We start from the raw sequence: 19221 nt of genomic DNA on the forward strand, positions 1-19221 counted from the left end.
GGGAGTCCAACATGTCCGATCCGATCACATTCAAATCCGGCGGCTGCGGCTCCGGCAACTGTGCCTGCAAGGCGGGCGCGCTGCGCAACGAGCGCGGCCCGATGGACGATACCGACTACGGCACGCCGCTGCGTCATTCCGACGTCGACGTGACGCTCGAAATCGACGGTCAGGCGATCACGGTGCCGGCGGGCACGTCGGTGATGCGCGCCGCCGCCGAGGCCGGCGTCAACATTCCGAAGCTGTGCGCAACCGATTCACTCGAACCGTTCGGCTCGTGCCGTCTGTGTCTGGTCGAGATCGAAGGACGGCGCGGTTATCCCGCGTCGTGCACGACGCCTGTCGAAGCGGGCATGAAGGTGCGCACGCAGACGGACCGTCTGCAAGGCCTGCGCCGCAACGTGATGGAGCTGTACATCTCCGATCACCCGCTCGACTGTCTCACCTGCCCTGCCAACGGCAACTGCGAACTGCAGGACATGGCGGGCGTGACGGGCCTGCGCGAAGTGCGCTATGGCTATGACGGCGAGAATCACCTGAAGGACAAGAAGGACGAGTCGAACCCGTACTTCACCTACGACCCGTCGAAGTGCATCGTCTGCAATCGCTGCGTGCGCGCGTGTGAAGAAACGCAAGGCACGTTCGCGTTGACCATCGCGGGTCGCGGTTTCGAGTCGCGTGTGGCGGCAAGCGAAAACCAGCCGTTCATGGATTCGGAATGCGTGTCGTGCGGCGCGTGCGTCGCGGCATGCCCGACGGCAACGCTGTCCGAAAAGAGCATCGTGATGCTCGGTCAGGCCGAGCACTCGCTGGTGACGACCTGCGCGTATTGCGGTGTCGGCTGCTCATTCAAGGCCGAGATGAAGGGCAACACCGTCGTGCGCATGGTGCCGCACAAGAACGGCCAGGCGAACGAAGGCCACGCGTGCGTGAAGGGCCGCTTCGCGTGGGGTTACGCGACCCACAAAGACCGCATCAAGAAGCCGATGATCCGCGCGAAGATCACCGATCCGTGGCGCGAAGTCAGCTGGGAGGAAGCGCTGAGCTATGCGGCATCGGAGTTCCGCCGCATCCAGGAAAAGTACGGCCGCGATTCGATCGGCGGCATCACGTCGTCGCGCTGCACGAACGAAGAAACGTATCTGGTGCAGAAGCTGGTGCGCGCCGCGTTCGGCAACAACAACGTCGACACCTGCGCACGCGTGTGCCACTCGCCGACGGGCTACGGCCTGAAGACGACGCTCGGCGAATCGGCGGGTACGCAGACTTTTGCTTCCGTCGATAAATCCGACGTGATCATCGTGATCGGCGCGAATCCGACCGACGGCCACCCGGTGTTCGGCTCGCGTCTGAAGCGTCGTGTTCGTGAAGGCGCGAAGCTGATCGTGGTCGATCCGCGTCGCATCGATATCGTCGATACCGCGCACGTGAAAGCCACGCATCACCTGCAACTGCGTCCGGGCACGAACGTCGCGATGGTGACGTCGCTGGCGCACGTGCTGGTGTCGGAAGGTCTGCTCAATGAGCCGTTCATCGCCGAGCGCTGCGAAACGCGCGCGTTCCAGCACTGGCGCGATTTCGTCGCGCTGCCGGAGAACTCGCCGGAAATGATGGAAAGCGTGACGGGCGTCCCCGCGCAACAGGTGCGCGAAGCCGCGCGACTCTACGCGACGGGCGGCAATGCGGCGATCTACTACGGCCTCGGCGTGACGGAACACGCACAAGGTTCGACGACGGTGATGGGCATCGCGAACCTCGCGATGGCGACGGGCAATATCGGCCGCGAAGGTGTAGGCGTGAATCCGCTGCGCGGCCAGAACAACGTGCAGGGTTCGTGCGACATGGGTTCGTTCCCGCATGAACTACCCGGCTATCGCCATATCAGCGATACGGTGACGCGCACGCTGTTCGAAACCGAATGGGGCGTGACGCTGCAGCCGGAACCGGGCCTGCGCATTCCCAACATGTTCGATGCCGCCTTGCACGGCAGCTTCATGGGCCTGTATTGCCAGGGCGAAGACATCGTCCAGTCCGATCCGAACACGCAGCATGTGGGCGCGGCGCTGTCGTCGATGGAATGTATCGTCGTGCAGGACATCTTCCTGAACGAAACGGCGAAGTACGCGCACGTGCTGCTGCCGGGTTCGCCCTTCCTCGAAACGGACGGCACGTTCACCAATGCAGAACGCCGCCTCTCGCGCGTTCGCAAGGTGATGCCGCCGATGCCTGGCTACTCGGACTGGGAAGAGACCATTCTGCTGGCCCGCGCGCTCGGCTACGAGATGAATTACACGCATCCGTCGCAGATCATGGACGAGATCGCGCGCCTCACGCCGACGTTCCACGGCGTGTCGTACGAAAAGCTCGACAAGCTGGGCAGCATCCAGTGGCCGTGCAACGAGAACGCGCCGGACGGCACGCCGACGATGCACATCGATGGCTTCGTGCGCGGCAAGGGCAAGTTCGTGATCACGAAGTACGTCGCGACGCCGGAGAAGGTCAACCAGAAGTTCCCGCTGATCCTGACGACGGGCCGCATTCTGTCGCAGTACAACGTCGGCGCGCAGACGCGGCGCACGGAGAATTCGCGCTGGCACGACGAGGATCGTCTGGAGATCCATCCGCACGATGCGGAAGATCGCGGCATCAAGGATGACGACTGGGTCGGCATCGAATCGCGTGCGGGCTATACCGTGCTGCGCGCGAAGGTGGCGGACCGGATGCAGCCGGGCGTGGTCTACACGACATTCCACTTCCCCGAATCCGGCGCGAACGTGATTACGACGGATAGCTCCGACTGGGCGACGAATTGTCCCGAGTACAAGGTGACGGCCGTGCAGGTGATGCCTGTCGAGCAGCCGTCGCAATGGCAGAAGGATTATTCGCGCTTCAACGACGAGCAGCTCGAGCATCTGGAGAAGCGCGAGATGGCGACGACGTCAGGCAAATAACGGGGTAACGCAATGGACGCACATAACCTGGTCGACATGGCGAACCGCATCGGCGATTTTTTCGAGTCGATGCCGGATCGCGATGAAGCGATCGACAACATCGCGGATCATATTCGCCGGTTCTGGGAGCCGCGCATGCGGCGCTCGATTCTCGCGACGCTGCATGCGAATCCTGAAGGTGTCGAACTGGAATTGCACGAGATGGTGCGTGAGGCGCTCGTCAGGCATCGGGAAGATTTGACGCCCAAGGAGGCGGCACCTGCGGCGTGAGGCGCTTGCACCGCGCTACGTTTTTTTGATGGCAACAGCAGTTTCGCGTTCGCGTCCGACAGGATGCGGACGCTTTTTTTTGCGTGTCACACCGGCGGCGGCTCGGTCCCCGCACCTTTCGCGAACCACGCCTCGCAATGCCGCAATAACCCGTTGAGATCCGATCCGGGACGCCCACGCGCGCACACATACCCATCTGGGCGCACGAAATAGAACGAAGGCCGCGTACGGCCAAACGACTCACGCAGCGATGGCCCGCCGCCCGCTCCGTCCGCCTCCGCTACCCGCCACACACGCCCCGCCCCTGGCAGCAAATCCTCGACAGCCGCCACGAACCGGTCGAGATCCTCGGGTCGCACGGGCTTGCGTCCTAGTGCAAGCAGCTTGCCATTACCCGACATGGCATCGTCAGGCGGATCCACCAGCAAAAACAGCGAAAAGAACGCGGGATCGTGCAGATCGAAAATGCATCCTGTGCCAGGTGCTCGCCCCAACGGCCCATCGACGACATGCACGAACGCATCCGGCGCACGCTCTCCCGCGCGCGGGCCGCCATCGAGCACACGTTCGAGCGTCAACGGCGAGCGCCGGTATTGAATCGACAGCTCGCTGACGGTCAGACGCGCCGCATCGCGCAACGGTCCCAGCGCGGCAAGCACGGGCATCACGCGCTCGCGCAGCAGCTTGAGCGGCCCGTGATCGGCTTCCGCCATATGCGTGACGAAGCTTGTCTGCCGCAGCACATCGCGCTCGATGGGATGACGTTCCAGGTGATACGTGTCGAGCAACCGGTCAGGCGCATCGCCGTTCAGCACGCGCGCGATTTTCCAGCCCAGATTGAATGCTTCCTGGATGCCCGTATTCATGCCCTGCGCGCCCGCGGGGCTATGCACATGCGCCGCGTCACCTGCGAGGAACACACGCTCCACGCGCAACTGCTCGACCATGCGGCTGTTCAGATGAAAGTAGCTGGACCACGCCAGGCTGCCCAGTTCGACAGGGTGATGAATGCGGTTCTTCGCGATCAGCCGGCATTCTTCCAGCGTGGGCGCAGCAACCGCCGTGAGCGGCTCGGCATTGCCTTCCGACGAAGGTGCGACGGCAGGCATGGTCGGATGATCGGCGATCAGGCGGTGTCGGCCATGTCCCATCGGAAACAGCGCCGCCAACCCCGCGCCCGACGCGAAGATGTGGAATTCGTCGTCGGACCAGCCCGTGTCGGCTTCGATGTCGGCGAGCAGAAACGTCTGCTCGAAGGTCTTGCCCGCGAAGCTCATGCCGAGCCGGTGACGCACGGCGCTGTGCGCGCCGTCGGCGGCAATCATGTACGACGGATGCAGCGTCTCGATGTGACCGTCGTCGCGCTGCAGGGTCGCGTTGATGCCCGCCGATCCCTGCGCGAACATCGTCAGCTCGACGCCGCGCTCGACCTGCACGCCGAAGGTCGCAAGATGCTCGGTCAACAGCCGCTCGGTGACGGACTGGTCGAGAAACAGCAGATACGGATAGCGCGTTTGCAGCGGATCGAAATCGAGCCGCGCGAGACGCTGGCCATTCGAATACAGATTCGCCGTGCGCGCACGATGACCGAGTTCGAGAAACCGGTCGACGAGTCGATGCTGCTCCAGCAGTTCGAGCGTGCGTGCCTGAATGCCGATGGCCCGCGAATACGGGCTCGGATGCAGAGCCCTGTCGATGAGCCGCACGGGCACCTGCGCACGCGCAAGACTCATGGCTGCCGCCAGTCCCGTCGGCCCCGCGCCGACGATCAGCACGGGCGGTACGTCGATGGAAGCACCCGTCATGCAGACCTCCGCAGTCGGACATGCCTGCTAGTGTACGCCGAGCCTCCTGCTCACTGCCGCATGGTCCACGACGCGGCGCATCAAAGTGGCCGTGCCGCGCGCCTCAATGCGCGTGCGGCGCGTGATCGAGCGCGCAGCGATGCTGCGTCGTGCCCATGTCGACCTGCAAGGTCGCATGATGCATGTCGAACTCCACGCGCAGCGTGCCGACGATACCGTCGAGCACCCTGTCGCCCGGATGGCCTGTCGGGATGACGAGATGCGCGGACAGCGCATTGCCCGTGGTCGACAGCGCCCACACGTGCAGGTCGTGCACATCGGTGACGCCGGGTTGCGCGGCGAGGTACGCGCGGATCTTCTGCACGTCGACGCCGGGCGGCACGCCGTTGAGCGCGAGCTTCAGCGAGTCGCGCAGCAGACCCCATGTGCCGACCACGATCACCGCGACCACGACGATACTCATCACCGGGTCGAGCCACGTCCAGCCGGTAAACAGGATCGCCAGACCGCTGATGGCGACGGCGGCCGACACGGCGGCGTCGGCGGCCATGTGCATGAAGGCGCCGCGAATGTTCAGGTCGTCTTCCGAGCCGCGCATGAAGAGCCATGCGGAGAACCCGTTCACGGCCATGCCGATCAGCGCGACGATGAACACATCGAGACCCGCGACAGGCGACGGATGAATCAACCTGCCGACCGCCTCGGCGACGATCACGCCGCATGCGAACAGCAGCAGGCCCGCGTTGAGCAGACTGGCGAGAATCGACGAGCCCCCGAGGCCGAAGGTAAAGCCCGCCGACGGACGGCGCGTCGCCAGCCAGGTCGCGCCCCATGCGAGCAGCAGGCCGAGCACGTCGGAGAGGTTGTGGCCGGCATCGGCGAGCAGTGCAGTCGAATTGGCGAGCACGCCGTAAATGCCCTGCACCACCACGATCGTCACGTTCAATGCGACAGCGATTGCAAACGCGCGTCCATGTCCTGCGGCGGGCGCGTGATGATGATGATGGCCGTGCCCATGCCCGTGGCTATGCGCGTGCGCTGCCTTGCCACGCGCTGCTTGCGTGTGGTCGTGTGCGTGACCGTGATCGTGCTCGTGGCCGTGTTCCGCGTGGTCATGCCCCGCATGCCCGCATGCATCCGTGTGCACGTGCGGGTCGGGCTTCGGCGCATGTTGCGGCGTCGAGTCGTCGGTCTGATGAGCGGTGTATTTCATGCGTGATCCTGCGCGAGGTCGCTGGCGACCTCATTGATGGGTTCGGCGACGTGCTCGAGCATGTCGGTCAGCATGCCGCTGATGTGGCAGTCGGCGGCGACGTAAAACACCTGCTTGCCCTGCCGTTCCGCGCGCACGATGCGCGCGGCGCGCAATAGCCGCAGATGATGGCTGACCAGCGAAGGCGACAGATGCAGCGATTCTGCAATCGCGCCGACTGCGCGCCGCTCGTCGACGCACGCGAGCACGATGCGCAGACGCGTCGGGTCGCCCAGCAGCCGGAACAGATCGGCGATCTCGACGACGCGGTCGTCTGTATTGAGGGACAGGAGAGAAGACATTTCCGGGGAGTGTGCCGTCACATAATCGACACATACATATGAATAGATGTTCATATGTTATTGAGCAACACTCTCCGCGTCAAGTCGGGAGCCATGCTCCGAGTATGGGAAAATGCGCGTTTTCCTGCTTTACACCCTCGCCTGCGTCATGCACCCAGCTTTCGACCGCGCCTACAGCGCGCATCGCGACGGACGGCTCGACGACGCCGAGCGCGGCTACCGCGCCACCCTCGAACTCGATCCTGCTCACGTCGATGCGCTGCATCTGCTCGGCGTGTTGCGCCACCAGCAAGGCCAGCACGAAGAGGCGGCCGACCTCGTGCGCCGCGCAGCCGACCTGCGCCCGCAAGATGCCGCGCTGCAACTGAACCTCGGCAATGCGCTGAAGGCGCTCGGCCGGCTCGATCAGGCAATCGAACGCTTTCGCAACGCGCTGACGCTCGCGCCGACCTTTCCGATGGCGCACTACAACCTCGGCAACGCCTACGCGCTTGCCGGGCGCCATGAAGACGCCGTCGACTCGTTCGAAAAATCGCTGCGCCTGCAGCCGATGGATGCGTCGTCGCACGTCAACCTTGGCAACGCGCTGCATGCGCTCGGCCGTCACAGCGAAGCCGTCGATTCGTTCCGCCGTGCGCTCGAACTGCGGCCCGGCCATGCGGGCGCGCACAACAACATCGGTATGGCGCTCAACGCGCTCGGCTCGACCACGGAAGCCAGCGCGCATTTCCGCGCGGCGCTGAAGGCCGAGCCGCGCTTTGTCGCCGCGCGCTTCAATCTCGCCAACACGCTCGATGCGACGGGCCAGCATGAAGCCGCCGTCGCCGAGTTCGAAGCTGCGCTCGCGCTGCAACCCAATTTGCCGCCCGCGCTGTTCGGCCTCGGCAATGCACTCGCCTCGCTCGGGCGTCACGACGAAGCGCGGCCGCGCTTCGAGCGTGCGGTCGGCCTCGACCCCAACTTCGTGCTCGCATGGCTGAGCCTCGGCGCCGCGCATCACGCACTAGGCGCGTACGATGCCGCCGTGCGCACATTCGATCAGGCGTTGCGTTTGTGGCCCGATTCGGCCATCGCGCACATGAACCGCGGTGTCACGCTGCTGACGCTCGGCGATTTCAAGCGTGGCCTGCCCGAATACGAATGGCGGCTGGAGAACGCGGCACAGTCCAACGCGGCCATGTCGGCGAATGCGCCCACGCTGCCGCGATGGAACGGCGAGCCGCTCGCGGGCCGCACGCTGCTCGTGCACGCCGAACAGGGTTTCGGCGACACGCTGCAATTCGTGCGCTTCGTCGAACTGGCTGCACAGCGCGCTGCCCATGTCGTGCTCGAAGTGCAACCGCAACTGATGTCGCTGCTCGCGCCAAGCGCGCAGCAGTGGCGCGTCACGCTGATCGCCCAGGGCGCGCCAAGGCCGCGCGTCGATCTGCAATGTCCGCTGCTGAGCCTGCCGTTTGCGCTCGGCACGGAACCCGACACGATTCCCGCCCGCGCGCCGTATCTGAACGCGCCTGCCGCAGCGCGCCGCACATGGCGTGGTTCGCTCGGCGGACATGCGAAGCGCAAGCTCGGTCTCGCGTGGTCGGGGCGCGCCCAGCGTCAGGAAAACCGCTCGCTGCCGCTGGCCGCACTCGAACCGTTGTTGGCACTCGATGGCATCGACTGGATCGTGCTGCAGCCCGCCCTCGGTGATGAAGAACGCGCCGCGCTCGACGCGCACCCGCGCGCGCACAACATCCATCGCTTCGACGGACGCATTCAGGACTTCGCCGATACAGCCGCCATCATCGAGCGGCTCGACGGCGTGGTATCGATCGATACGTCGATAGCGCATCTTGCCGGCGCGCTCGGCAAGCCGCTCTGGCTGATGCTGCCGTTCGCCGCCGACTGGCGCTGGTTCACACGCGACACGCGTAGCCCGTGGTATCCGTCCGCGCGGCTCGTGCGGCAGTCGCAGCCGGGCGCGTGGGCCGACGTGGTCGACGAAGTCGCTGCGGCATTGCGGGACTGAGCGGGACTGGACGCCGACGCCGCGAAAAATCGGCTGCTACAAATGAAAAACCCCCGCACGCGTGCGGGGGTTTTGCTTTCTGGCAGACGCTCCGGCTAACGCGCCGGACGCTTACGCCGTGCGGTACTGATTACGCGCTTCCTGCGTGCGATACAGCACCAGCGTCGCGATCAGGCCGCACACGGCGGCAACGCTCATCCACAGGCCAGGCGCCGCCTTGTTACCCGTCGAGTGAATCAGGTACGTGGCGATGGCTGGCGTGAAGCCGCCGATCGTCGTCGCCAGGCTGTACGCGAGCGAGAAACCGGCCGTGCGCACGTCGGACGGCATGATTTCCGTCAACGCGACGACCATGCCGCCGTTGTAGCAGCCGTACAGGAACGAGAGCCACAGTTCGCCCATCAGCAGACGCGCGAACGACGGATCGGCAACCAGCCACTGCACTGCCGGATACGACGTCAGGATGGTGAGAATCGTGAACGTCAGCAGCACGGGACGACGACCGATGCGATCCGAGATCGCCCCCGCGACAGGCAGCCAGACCAGGTTTGACACGCCGATGCAGACCGTGACGATCAGGGTATCGATGGCATCGAGCTTCAGCACTTCCTTGCCGAAGGTCGGCGTGTACGCGGTAATCATGTAGAACGACACCGTCGTCATGATGACCATGCCCATGCCACCCAGCACGACGCCCCAGTTCTGGACCATCGACGCGAAGATTTCGCCAACCGACGGGCGATGCTTCTTCGCGAGGAATTCATCCGTTTCCTTCAGCGAGCGGCGGATCAGGAACAGGAACGGCACGATCAGGCAGCCGATAAGGAACGGCACGCGCCATCCCCACGCCGTCATCTGGTCAGCCGGCAGCGCACGGTTCAGCACCACGCCGATCAGCGCCGCGAACACCACGGCCACCTGCTGGCTGCCCGATTGCCACGAGCAATAGAAGCCCTTGTTGCCCTTGGTGGCGATCTCCGACAGATACACGGACACGCCGCCCAGTTCGACACCCGCCGAGAAACCTTGCAGCAATCGCCCGAGCAGCACGAGCACGGGCGCGAGCACGCCGATCGTCGCGTAACCGGGAATGGCCGCGACCGTCAGCGTGCCGAGCGCCATCAGCGCGAGCGTCAGGATCAGCCCCTTGCGTCGGCCGTGGTGGTCGATGTACGCGCCGAGCACGATCGCGCCCAGCGGTCGCATCAGGAAGCCGGCGCCGAACACCGACAGCGACAGCATCAGCGAGGCGAACTCGTTGCCGCTCGGAAAATACGTCTTCGCGATGGCCGCGGCGTAGTAGCCGTAGACCATGAAGTCGTACATTTCCAGGAAGTTGCCGCTGACGACGCGGAATACGGTACGGACCTTGGATTCGTCCGTCGCTACGTGAGCATGGGATGCAGTTGCCATGACTTTCTCGATATGAGCCCGATGCAGCGTCGGGCAGTTCAAACGATCCGCAAAAAACCGCGGATGCCCGGTCTGGCTCGGCCAGGCTGGTCTCTTGCCCCGTGGGGGCACAGCGCGTGGGCGCGCGGTATTCTCATGCGGCGTCTGTTGCGTAGATATAAGGGTAAACGTGAGATTTCGCTTACAACCTGCCCCTGACGTGATAATAACGTTACTCTGGAAGGCGTGCATTTAATACAATTTGCTTACAATCGCCATCCAGCAAGAATATTCTTCCGATGCGGTTTTCGACCGGCAACGCGCGACAGGTGACGCCGGACGACATGCGCCGTATCGTGATTCCGTTGCCGTCTGCCGACGGCCAATCCCTTCGTCCTGACTGCCGCAATGCCTGATTCCGCTTCGCTGCCCGCTGTCTCCCCTCTTGCGTTGCGTCCCGCGACCGAGGCCGACGCCGAACTGATCGCCGCCATTCACAGCGCGAGCTGGCAGGCCACCTACCGCGGGTTGTTGCCCGACACGTTCCTCGACGGCGAGGTCGTGCACGAGCGCGCGTCGTACTGGCGCGCGCGTATGTCCGCGCCGGGCGCCGAGCGGCGCAGCGTGCTGATCGCGGAGCGGGCGGGCGAAGCGATCGGTTTCATGTGCGTCGAGCTTCAGCCCGACTCGCCGTGGGGTGTGCTGCTCGACAATCTGCACGCCCTGCCCGCGCATCAGGGCATCGGCGCCGGCAAGCTGCTGATGCGCGCCGCGCAGGACTGGGCGCGCGAGCACGGCGAGGCGCAACTGTATCTGTATGTGCTGGACGGCAATGCGCCCGCCATCGCCTTCTATGAGCGGCAAGGCTGGACCTTTTCGGGCGCCGAACCGGATCACATGGGCGGCATCGACATCACCGCATTGAGATATGTCTATCGTCTCGATCGCGCATCGACACTTTATTAAGATAACTAACTATTTCGGATTTATCTGATCGCTGGACGCGCATTCGCCTGTCACCATTCCGCGACCGAACGCCTCGACGGCATCGTGGCATTCGCCACGCGCAAGCCTGTTGTCCGCCGCCTCGAGGCTGCAAAACGCGAACAAGAACGAGGCGAAGACCGTGTCGACCATTCCACTCACACTCGTAGCCGGCGAAATCAGCATGCCGCGCCTCCGGCCTCTCGAACTGGTGTCGCGCTCGCTCGGCCGTGAATGGGCGCTGCTGCCGCCCAACGTCAGCTTCCGCATCGAACTGAAGGCGCTCTACGCCGCCATGCTGCACACGGTCTGCCTGAGTGCCGACGCAATCCGCGCAATGTGCCGCTGGGATCCACAAAGCCTGCTCGCACGGCCCGCCACTGCAGGTTTGGCTGCCGCCACGCTCACGTCCGGCGCGATACCGCCCGGCGTACGTCACCCTGTGCAACGCGCTGTTCGCAACGAGCGTCAATGGAATGCGCTGGTCGGTGGCGCATGCACAATGAGCGGTCTGGCCGTGATTGCGTGGCTGATGGCGAGTCATCCCCGGCATTCGGCAGCGCCCGCGCTGGCCGCTGCGCCCGAGGTCACGCTTGACGCCAGTGCATCTGGCGTTGGGCCGGCTGGACAGGAGAAGCCGCTGCATAGCATTGCTGGAAGTGTCGAGCGTCCGGCGGCGAGCGCGCCTGCCGCATGGAATCGCGCACGAAACGACTTGAGCCTGCGCGGTCCGGACCAGACTGTTACGACCTATCGCGCACCCGCCTCAGCCCAATCCGCCAACGTGCGTCTGGCGCCAACCGAGGCTGCTGCGAAGGGTGCTACGACATATCCGGCGTCACGCGGCGTCGATGCTATCGTTGGCACTTCCGCAAAGAGTACGGCGCCGCCCGCATCCACCCATCGCATGCGCGAGGCGCGCACCGGGAATCTGACGAAGCACGAGCGCAAGGCACTCGCCAGCACCGCCCCGCGCCGTACGTCGAACACCATCGCCGATCTATCGGACGCGGCGCCGCGTTCTAGCGGACACGCATCGGCAAAAACGTACTCCGTTGCGCCACTTGCGGTCGAGCATCGCACGCGGCATGCGCCGTCCGTCGCCGGTGAGTACTCGCCAGTTGCGCCTTCCGCGCGGCTCGACAGTGAGTACGAGTCCGTCACGATCTCGGCAAGCACGCATGTGCGCAACATCGCGCCCGCCGCTTCGCGCCAGGACCATGTGAATAGCGACAACAACGACTGGATGAATCACATGTCGCAGCGGCGCGTCACTGAAATCCCCGAAAGCTTTTCAAAGTGAGGACGCGAGCGCCCGGTTCTCATACCGGGCGCTCAAATGCCATTTCAAACGACAAGGGCCAGGTCCAGTACAACACCGGACCCGGCCCTTGCCTCATGCTTGCTGTCACGTCGCTACGTCATACATGAGCGCCACGCTCACGTCCGACCATCAACGGTTGCTCGGCAACCCTGCTTCCGCCTGACGCTGCAACTGCAACACCTGCTGCTGCAACACACGTAACTGCGCCTGCGCTTTTTCCTTCTCGTCGCGCAGTGCAAGCGTCTCGTCCTGCGTCTGCCGCTGATAGTCGGCGACCTTCGCCTCCTGAGCGCGCGCGACTTCGATATCGGCCTGCAGTCGCTGCGCCCGCGCCTCCGATTCGCCGATCACGCGTTCGATCGACGCCTTCTGCGCCTGCAACTGCGTCCTGCGTATCTCGACTTCGGCAAGCTGCGCAGTCTGTCTGGCGAAGCCCGCGTAGACGGCCTCGGCACGCGCCTGATCGGACGTGCGAATCACGCGCCAGAAGTGCTTGTCCTGAAAGAGCGCGACGTAGAACGTCATGCTCGTTGCGTGGAAGAACATGGAGGCGCCATAACCGCCGTTATACGTGGTGCGCATTTCCGTCAGGCCGCCATCGTGGATCAGTTGCATCAGATCGGCGACATCGCCCTGCGAACTCGCACCCGCCCCCGCATTCATGTCCAGGCCGGCCGCGCTGGCTGAATCGTCGGTCGCGTCGACGCCGCCTTGCGGGTCACTCACCGCGCCGCTGCGCACGGCACCCGGCGCCGACGGTGTCTTGCTCGCCGCCAGTGCGCCGCCATGCATGAGCGCACAAGCGAACGCAAGCGCTGCCGTGCGGCCTAGAACCAGGAGGTACTTCATACGTCGATACTCCATGCGTATCCAGAAACAGCCTGGGATTATCGCGCGGATTTTGCTTATTCTGATGCGCTGTGGCAGGACTTTAAATCGAGATAAACGGACAACTAACTAATCTGATGCACAAGCGCAAAAGATCGTAAAAACGCGCGCTATTTTCTCAAACGAATGTAGCTTCAAGCCGGCTTCGCAAGCTCACATCAGACACGCGGACACCAGAAATGAAAAACGCGAGCGGACCGTCATCGGTCCGCTCGCGTCAACGGAAATACAGCGAGATCAGAAGCGCGTTTCGCGCGCGACCCGCAGGAACGTGTCGAGCAGCGGCGTGCAATCGAGCATCTCGGCACCGCCTGCGCGATGGAACTCCGGGTGCCATTGCACGCCCATCACGAACGGCGCGCGCCGGTAGCGCACGGCTTCGATGATGCCGTCCGCCGCCGATACCGCCTCGATGTTCAGATCCCGTCCGAGCTGATTGACCGCCTGGTGGTGAATCGAGTGGACGATTGCCTCGCGCCGTCCGGGGAACATGTTGACCAGCGTCGAGCCTTCGGGGAAATGAATCGAGTGACGGTGCTGGTCGTAATGTTCGTTGACGTGAACACCCGCCGTCGGCACATCCGTCGCGATGTCCTGATACAGCGTGCCGCCGAACGCGACGTTGATCAACTGGCAGCCACGGCAGACGCCAAGCACCGGCTTGCCCGACTCGATGAATTCGTGCAGCAACTCGAGTTCGTACATGTCGCGCACACGGTCGCCGGGCCATTCGGGGCGCGTCGCCACCTGTGCGTACGATTGCGGCGACACGTCGGCGCCGCCTTGCAGCAGCAGACCGTCCAGATTCTTCGCATAGTCGCGCAGGCGGATGTTGCTCGGATGCAGCATGCCCTGATGCCCGACGGTCGGAATCATGAACACGAGCACGTCGCGCGACATCACCCAGTGCGCAATCGATTCCTCCAGATACTGCAGCGTCTTGCCGCGCAGTCCCTTGGCGCCTGGCTCCGGATGGAAGATCCGCGCCGACACGCCGATACGCAGCGTGCGCTGCGTGATCCTGCGGCCCGCCCGATCGAAGATCTGCCGCGCGCGTGCGGCGATGACCCTGCCGAACACGGACCAGGCCGAATCGCTGTGCTTCAGATAGGCAGGCGGTCCCGGCGGATAGGCACTCGCGGGCGGCGGATTCGATGCGCTGAAATCGGGCGCCGAGCCGAAGCCCGCCGGTGGCGAGCCATCACGCTTCGCCGATGCGCCAAGTGTGCCGTCGGGTTCGCCGCCACCTGCCGCTGCAGCCGCCGGCGTAGGTACGTCGGTCGGGCCCGCGGCCGCGCCTGAACCAGCGCTTGAAGCCGCGCTTGAAGCCGCACCCATGCCACCCGTTCCGCCCGGCCCCGTCGCGGCGGCTGCCGCCCGTTCCGCGCTCGACACGACCGATTGCACTCGCGCAGCCGCTTCCTGCTGCGCGGCCACCTGCGACGCGCTCGCGCGAACCTGCTCCTGCTCGCGGCGCTGCGCGGCGGCGGCGTTCTCGGGCGTCAGATTGGAGGCGCTTTCGGGGGAATCGGTGGAAGCCGCTTCTCTGGCTTCTCTCGCGGGAGTGGGCGTGGGTGCGGGTGCCGTAGCCGGCCCCGGACCTGGAGCCGGTGGCGACCCGGCAGCGCCGGGTTGGCTCGTTGAAGAAGATGGGGTGCCGGGTGTACCGGCGGTATCGGAATTGTTCTCGCTCATGACTGTGTGACAGACGCGTCTTCGCGCGTGAACGATTAGACATATCTCATTATCCGCCTCGCGCCTCGTCGCGGCAAACCAGCACACAATTCGTCACATCGAGACACAACATGCAATCTTGCGCGAACGGGGTTTGCGCGGCGACGATGGCGCAAATCATGGATCGGGTTGTTCGTCGAAAGTCTCGCGCAGCGCGATCTGCATGGTAGCGTGAATTCGCACGCACCAGCGCCACAACAGCGTCAGCAGCAGCGCGGCGACCACCAGCACCGCAACCAGCAGACCCGTCGGCGGCAAGATCGTGCTCGACAGCGCCGCGACCAGCAGAAACACGCCCAGCATCGACACGACGGGCACGAGGTCCGAAATCGCGTAGCGGATCGCACTCGTGAAACGCCCGGCCTTCGCGGGCTGGACGCTGATCTCGGCCAGCAGCAAGGCCAGCGACTTGGTCTTCCGGTACACGGCGACCAGAAACGGCATCGAAAGAAGCAGCGCCGCGCTCCACAGCACGACGCGCTGCATCGGTTCGGACGGTAGCCATTTCTCGATGAGCCCGGTGCCGTACGGTGCACCGTAAGACGCGCCAAGAAAAATCGCCGCGACGATCGCCAGGTTGACCGCGATTTGCAGAATGATCCGACGGGTAAGACCGAACACGGTCGGCTCACCCGACGCCGGCCTCAAACTGCCCAGCCATTGCCCATACATGCCGAACACGTTGACGAGCGTGCGCGGCATCGCGTGGCTCAGACGGCGCGTGAGGGGATCGGCGGCACGGATCAGGTACGGCGTGAACAGCGTCGTCAGCGCGGACACGGCGACGGCAATCGGATACAGAAACGCGCTCGTCACCTTCAGCGTCAGGCCGAGCGACGCGATGATGAACGAGAACTCGCCGATCTGCGACACCGTCATGCCGACGCGCATCGCCGTACGTCCGTCCTTGCCCGCGAGGAACGTGCCGAGTCCGCACGAGACGATCTTGCCGAGAATCACCGCGACGGTGATCACGGCAATCGGCCATGCGTAATCGACCAGCACGGTCGGATTCAGCATCAGCCCGATGGTCACGAAGAAGATGGCGGAAAACGCGTCGCGCAGCGGCGCAATCAGATGCTCGATGCGATGCAGATGGCGCGACTCGGCCATGATCGCGCCGATCAGGAACGCGCCGAGCGCGATGCTGTAGTCGAGCTTGACGACCAGCAGACAGAACGCAAAGCAGAAGCCCAGCACGGACACCAGCAGCATTTCGTCGCTTTGCGACTTTGCCACGTAGATGAGCGCGCGCGGCACGACCAGAATCCCCACCACCAGCGACACCGTCATGAACAGCAGCAGCTTGCCGAGCGTGACGAACGCCACGCCCGCCGACAGTTCGCCCGTCTGCGCAATGCCCGACAGCAGCACCAGCATCGCGATCGCCAGAATATCCTCGACGATCAAGATGCCGAACACCAGTTGCGCGAAGCTCTCGCGCTTCAGGCCAAGCTCCGAGAGTGCCTTGACGATGATGGTGGGCGACGAGATCGCCAGAATCGCGCCGAGAAACAGCGAATCCATCCGGCTCCAGCCGAATGCGCTGCCGATCTCGTAGCCGATCCACAGCATCAGCACGATCTCCGACAGCGCGGCCACGATGGCCGTCGCGCCGACCTTGAACAGCTTGCGCAGACTGAATTCCAGGCCGAGCGAAAACATCAGGAACACTACCCCGAGTTCGCCGAGCGTCTGGATGGTCTGTTCGTCGTGGATCAGCTGGAACGGCGGCGTGTACGGCCCGATGATCACGCCCGCCGCGATATAGCCGAGCACCACCGGCTGTTTCAGGCGATGGAACAGCACGGTGACGACGCCCGCCAGCGCCATCACGACTGCCAGATCCTGAATAAAGCCGATGCCATGGTGCATAGTGTCGTTCCTTACAAAAAGTAATCCAGAACGCGATGGTAACGCACGAACGGTTAAAAACGATTTAGCGTAGCCCGCCGAAATGCACTAAACATGCGTGGCGCTCCATGCACGGCGGTTTCCGGGCGACATTCACGACGCGAAACTTGCGCCGCATCACGGGGTCTGCATGCATGCTCGCCAATCGCGCCCGACGCGTCACAATACGGTTCTCGACTGCCGAACTACGACCTTACGCCATGACCACCGCTACGCCGCCCGATCTCACGCCCTTCCCGCCCCTCGCCCAGCTTGCCGCCGATCTCGCCGCGGGCCGCACGACCAGCCGCGCGCTAGTCGAAGCCGCGCTCGAACGGATCGCCGATCCCGCCGGCCAGGGCGCAGCCGTTTTCATGCAGGTCGATGCCGGCAACGCACGCGCCACGGCCGACGCGCACGACCGCCTGCGCGCCGCCGGCACCGTGCTGTCGCCGCTCGCGGGCATCCCCGTGTCGGTGAAGGATCTGTTCGACATCGAAGGACAGGTGACGCGCGCCGGCTCGACGGCACTGTCGAACGCCGCGCCTGCGGCGGCGGACGCACCTGCCGTCGCGCGGCTCAAGCGCGCGGGCGCCGTGATCGTCGGGCGCACGAACATGAGCGAGTTCGCGTTTTCGGGACTCGGTCTCAATCCGCATTACGGCAATCCGCTGTCGCCTTATCGACGTGATGTGAAAGGTGACGAGCGGGTATCGGGCGGATCGTCGTCGGGTGCGGCGGCGTCGGTGGCGGACGGCATGGCGGCCGTCGCGCTCGGCAGCGACACGGGCGGCTCGCTGCGCATTCCCGCCGCGCTGTGCGGGCTGACGGGCTTCAAGCCGACCGCCGATCGCGTGCCGAAGCAAGGCGGCGTGCCGCTTTCCTCAACGCTCGATTCGTTCGGCCCGATCGGCGCGACGGTCGCCTGCTGCGCGCTGGTGGACCGGATTCTCGCCGGGCTGGAGCCGGTGATTCCGGCGGCGCGGCCACTGGAAGGCGTGCGTCTGGGCGTGCTGAACCATTACGTAACGGACGGCATCGAGCCGGAGGTCGCCGACGCGTATGACGCCGCGCTCAAGCATCTGGAGGCGGCGGGCGCGATTGTCAGCGACGTGCGTTTTGCGCCGCTCGACCGGCTCGCGGACATCAACCGCTTCGGTTTTTCGCCGATCGAAGCCTACGCGTGGCACCGCCCGTTGCTCGAAACACAGCGCGACGCCTACGATCCGCGCGTGCTCACACGCATCCTGAGAGGCCAGCCGGCAACTGCTGCCGACTATCTCGACCTGCTCGCCGGCCGTGCCGCCCTGCTGGCCGAGGCGCGCCCGATGTGGCAGCGGTTCGACGCGATCGTCGCGCCGACGGTGCCGATCGTGCCGCCGCGCGTCGCCGATGTCGTCGATGACGACGACGCCTTCTTCCGCGCCAATGGCCTCGTGCTGCGCAACCCGAGCGCGTTCAATTTCCTCGATGCATGCGCGATCTCGCTGCCCTGCCACCCGCGCGGCGGCGCGCCTGTGGGCCTGATGCTGACCGCCGGGCCGCATGCGGACGACGCGCTGCTGGGAATAGCCAGGGCCGTCGAAGCGGTACTCAATACGATCCGCTGACGTGCACGGCGGGTCGTGTCCGGCGCGTTGCAAGCCGCTCGCAAGGCACCAGCGGGCGGCGGGCATGCGCCACGGGCTTCGGCTAGAATCGCCGCACCTTTTTCCGAACTTCCACCGCTTGCAGGATCATGAATATCGATAACGTTAAATTGCGCCGTGAGCGCGGTCTGCTCGTTCTGCTCGGCTTTATCTGTCTCGCGCGCGTGGGTGGCGCGCTGTATCTGCAGTTCGTCGAGCATGAAGATCCCTGTCCGTTGTGCATCATCCAGCGGTATTTCTATCTGCTGATTGCCGTTTTTGCGTTTCTTGGTGCCCGGATGCGGGGATGGACGGGCGTTCGGCTGCTCGAGTTTCTTGCCTTGCTGTCGGCGCTGTGTGGGTTGGTGACGGGTGCCCGGCATGTTTATGTGCAGTCGCATCCTAATTTCAGCTGCGGGTTTGATGCGTTGCAGCCGATTGTGGATGGGTTGCCTCCGGCTCAGTGGCTGCCGAGTGTGTTCAAGGGCGCTGGCCTGTGTGAGACGCCTTATCCGCCGATTCTTGGGTTGTCGTTGCCGATGGGGTCGTTGGTCGGGTTTGTCGTGGCGTTTGTGGCGATTTTGCTTGGGTTGGTGAGGAATCGCGGAGCGCGGTGAGGGTTTTGGTTTTGGGTTTTGTTGTTGTTGCTTTCGCTTTCGCTTTCGCTCTCTACTTTGCGGGCATCCGCGGTTTGGTAGTGGTGCCTCACGCGTCGCCCCTGTGCGGGGCAGCACCTACTTTTCTTTGCCGCGGCAAAGAAAAGTAGGCAAAAGAAAGCCGCTGAACA

General features: G+C 64.4%; 14 protein-coding genes. 7 read left to right on the forward strand and 7 right to left on the reverse strand.

Annotated features, from left to right (window positions below; genetic code table 11):
* Positions 1-11: 11 nt before the first annotated feature.
* Both fdhF and DK391_RS31955 read left to right on the forward strand, forming a co-directional pair.
* Positions 12-2951, forward strand: coding sequence for a formate dehydrogenase subunit alpha (gene fdhF / locus DK391_RS31950; protein WP_109482005.1), 2940 nt, complete (start codon positions 12-14; stop codon positions 2949-2951).
* 12 nt (positions 2952-2963) lie between these two features.
* Positions 2964-3221, forward strand: coding sequence for a formate dehydrogenase subunit delta (locus DK391_RS31955; RefSeq protein WP_109482006.1), 258 nt, complete (start codon positions 2964-2966; stop codon positions 3219-3221).
* Between the two features lie 86 nt (positions 3222-3307).
* On the opposite strand, the gene DK391_RS31960 is transcribed toward DK391_RS31955, so the two are convergent.
* The 3 genes from DK391_RS31960 to DK391_RS31970 all read right to left on the reverse strand — a co-directional run bounded on the left by DK391_RS31960 (position 3308) and on the right by DK391_RS31970 (position 6580).
* The gene (locus DK391_RS31960) at positions 3308-5026 is read right to left on the reverse strand and encodes an FAD-dependent monooxygenase (protein ID WP_109482007.1); all 1719 of its coding nucleotides are present in this window, start codon (positions 5024-5026) and stop codon (positions 3308-3310) included.
* Between the two features lie 103 nt (positions 5027-5129).
* Positions 5130-6239 carry a cation diffusion facilitator family transporter gene (locus DK391_RS31965; protein ID WP_109482008.1) on the reverse strand — a complete coding sequence of 370 codons (1110 nt, stop codon included), beginning with the start codon at positions 6237-6239 and terminating at the stop codon, positions 5130-5132.
* A complete protein-coding gene (locus DK391_RS31970; RefSeq protein ID WP_109482009.1) occupies positions 6236-6580 on the reverse strand; it encodes a metalloregulator ArsR/SmtB family transcription factor in 345 nt (114 codons plus the stop codon). The genes DK391_RS31965 and DK391_RS31970 overlap by 4 nt, the downstream gene beginning before the upstream one ends.
* Before the next feature lie 148 nt (positions 6581-6728).
* On the opposite strand from DK391_RS31970, the gene DK391_RS31975 reads away from it, so the two are divergent.
* On the forward strand, positions 6729-8591 hold the full coding sequence (locus tag DK391_RS31975; protein WP_109482020.1) for a tetratricopeptide repeat protein: 1863 nt from the start codon (positions 6729-6731) through the stop codon (positions 8589-8591).
* A gap of 111 nt (positions 8592-8702) precedes the next feature.
* On the opposite strand, the gene DK391_RS31980 is transcribed toward DK391_RS31975, so the two are convergent.
* On the reverse strand, positions 8703-10004 hold the full coding sequence (locus DK391_RS31980; protein ID WP_109482010.1) for an MFS transporter: 1302 nt from the start codon (positions 10002-10004) through the stop codon (positions 8703-8705).
* 387 nt (positions 10005-10391) lie between these two features.
* Here DK391_RS31980 and DK391_RS31985 point away from each other — a divergent pair, with 387 nt between their 5' ends.
* Positions 10392-10949 carry a GNAT family N-acetyltransferase gene (locus DK391_RS31985; protein WP_109482011.1) on the forward strand — a complete coding sequence of 186 codons (558 nt, stop codon included), beginning with the start codon at positions 10392-10394 and terminating at the stop codon, positions 10947-10949.
* A 160-nt stretch (positions 10950-11109) separates the two neighbouring features.
* Positions 11110-12270, forward strand: a complete 1161-nt coding sequence (locus DK391_RS31995; protein ID WP_239483008.1) for a hypothetical protein — start codon at positions 11110-11112, stop codon at positions 12268-12270.
* A 150-nt stretch (positions 12271-12420) separates the two neighbouring features.
* Here DK391_RS31995 and DK391_RS32000 read toward each other — a convergent pair whose 3' ends face one another.
* The 3 genes from DK391_RS32000 to DK391_RS32010 all read right to left on the reverse strand — a co-directional run bounded on the left by DK391_RS32000 (position 12421) and on the right by DK391_RS32010 (position 16788).
* The gene (locus DK391_RS32000) at positions 12421-13140 is read right to left on the reverse strand and encodes a DUF2968 domain-containing protein (protein WP_109482014.1); all 720 of its coding nucleotides are present in this window, start codon (positions 13138-13140) and stop codon (positions 12421-12423) included.
* Between the two features lie 276 nt (positions 13141-13416).
* A complete protein-coding gene (locus tag DK391_RS32005) occupies positions 13417-14874 on the reverse strand; it encodes a type 1 glutamine amidotransferase (protein WP_109482015.1) in 1458 nt (485 codons plus the stop codon).
* A gap of 156 nt (positions 14875-15030) precedes the next feature.
* Positions 15031-16788, reverse strand: a complete 1758-nt coding sequence (locus tag DK391_RS32010) for a cation:proton antiporter (protein ID WP_109482016.1) — start codon at positions 16786-16788, stop codon at positions 15031-15033.
* 239 nt (positions 16789-17027) lie between these two features.
* Here DK391_RS32010 and DK391_RS32015 point away from each other — a divergent pair, with 239 nt between their 5' ends.
* Positions 17028-18416 carry an amidase gene (locus DK391_RS32015; RefSeq protein WP_109482017.1) on the forward strand — a complete coding sequence of 463 codons (1389 nt, stop codon included), beginning with the start codon at positions 17028-17030 and terminating at the stop codon, positions 18414-18416.
* 128 nt (positions 18417-18544) lie between these two features.
* A complete protein-coding gene (locus DK391_RS32020; protein ID WP_109482018.1) occupies positions 18545-19051 on the forward strand; it encodes a disulfide bond formation protein B in 507 nt (168 codons plus the stop codon).
* Positions 19052-19221 lie beyond the last annotated feature (170 nt).

The sequence above is a fragment of the Paraburkholderia sp. C35 genome (assembly GCF_003121405.1).
Lineage (GTDB): Bacteria > Pseudomonadota > Gammaproteobacteria > Burkholderiales > Burkholderiaceae > Paraburkholderia.

What these genes read in the sequence shown, in the direction of transcription:
- DK391_RS31970 (WP_109482009.1), bottom strand. Translation starts at nt 6,580, where the DNA reads ATGTCTTCTCTCCTGTCCCTCAATACAGACGACCGCGTCGTCGAGATC.
- DK391_RS31980 (WP_109482010.1), bottom strand. Translation starts at nt 10,004, where the DNA reads ATGGCAACTGCATCCCATGCTCACGTAGCGACGGACGAATCCAAGGTC.
- DK391_RS31975 (WP_109482020.1), top strand. Translation starts at nt 6,729, where the DNA reads ATGCACCCAGCTTTCGACCGCGCCTACAGCGCGCATCGCGACGGACGG.
- DK391_RS31955 (WP_109482006.1), top strand. Translation starts at nt 2,964, where the DNA reads ATGGACGCACATAACCTGGTCGACATGGCGAACCGCATCGGCGATTTT.
- DK391_RS31960 (WP_109482007.1), bottom strand. Translation starts at nt 5,026, where the DNA reads ATGACGGGTGCTTCCATCGACGTACCGCCCGTGCTGATCGTCGGCGCG.
- DK391_RS31965 (WP_109482008.1), bottom strand. Translation starts at nt 6,239, where the DNA reads ATGAAATACACCGCTCATCAGACCGACGACTCGACGCCGCAACATGCG.
- DK391_RS32020 (WP_109482018.1), top strand. Translation starts at nt 18,545, where the DNA reads ATGAATATCGATAACGTTAAATTGCGCCGTGAGCGCGGTCTGCTCGTT.
- DK391_RS32010 (WP_109482016.1), bottom strand. Translation starts at nt 16,788, where the DNA reads ATGCACCATGGCATCGGCTTTATTCAGGATCTGGCAGTCGTGATGGCG.
- DK391_RS31985 (WP_109482011.1), top strand. Translation starts at nt 10,392, where the DNA reads ATGCCTGATTCCGCTTCGCTGCCCGCTGTCTCCCCTCTTGCGTTGCGT.
- DK391_RS32000 (WP_109482014.1), bottom strand. Translation starts at nt 13,140, where the DNA reads ATGAAGTACCTCCTGGTTCTAGGCCGCACGGCAGCGCTTGCGTTCGCT.
- DK391_RS32015 (WP_109482017.1), top strand. Translation starts at nt 17,028, where the DNA reads ATGACCACCGCTACGCCGCCCGATCTCACGCCCTTCCCGCCCCTCGCC.
- fdhF (WP_109482005.1), top strand. Translation starts at nt 12, where the DNA reads ATGTCCGATCCGATCACATTCAAATCCGGCGGCTGCGGCTCCGGCAAC.
- DK391_RS32005 (WP_109482015.1), bottom strand. Translation starts at nt 14,874, where the DNA reads ATGAGCGAGAACAATTCCGATACCGCCGGTACACCCGGCACCCCATCT.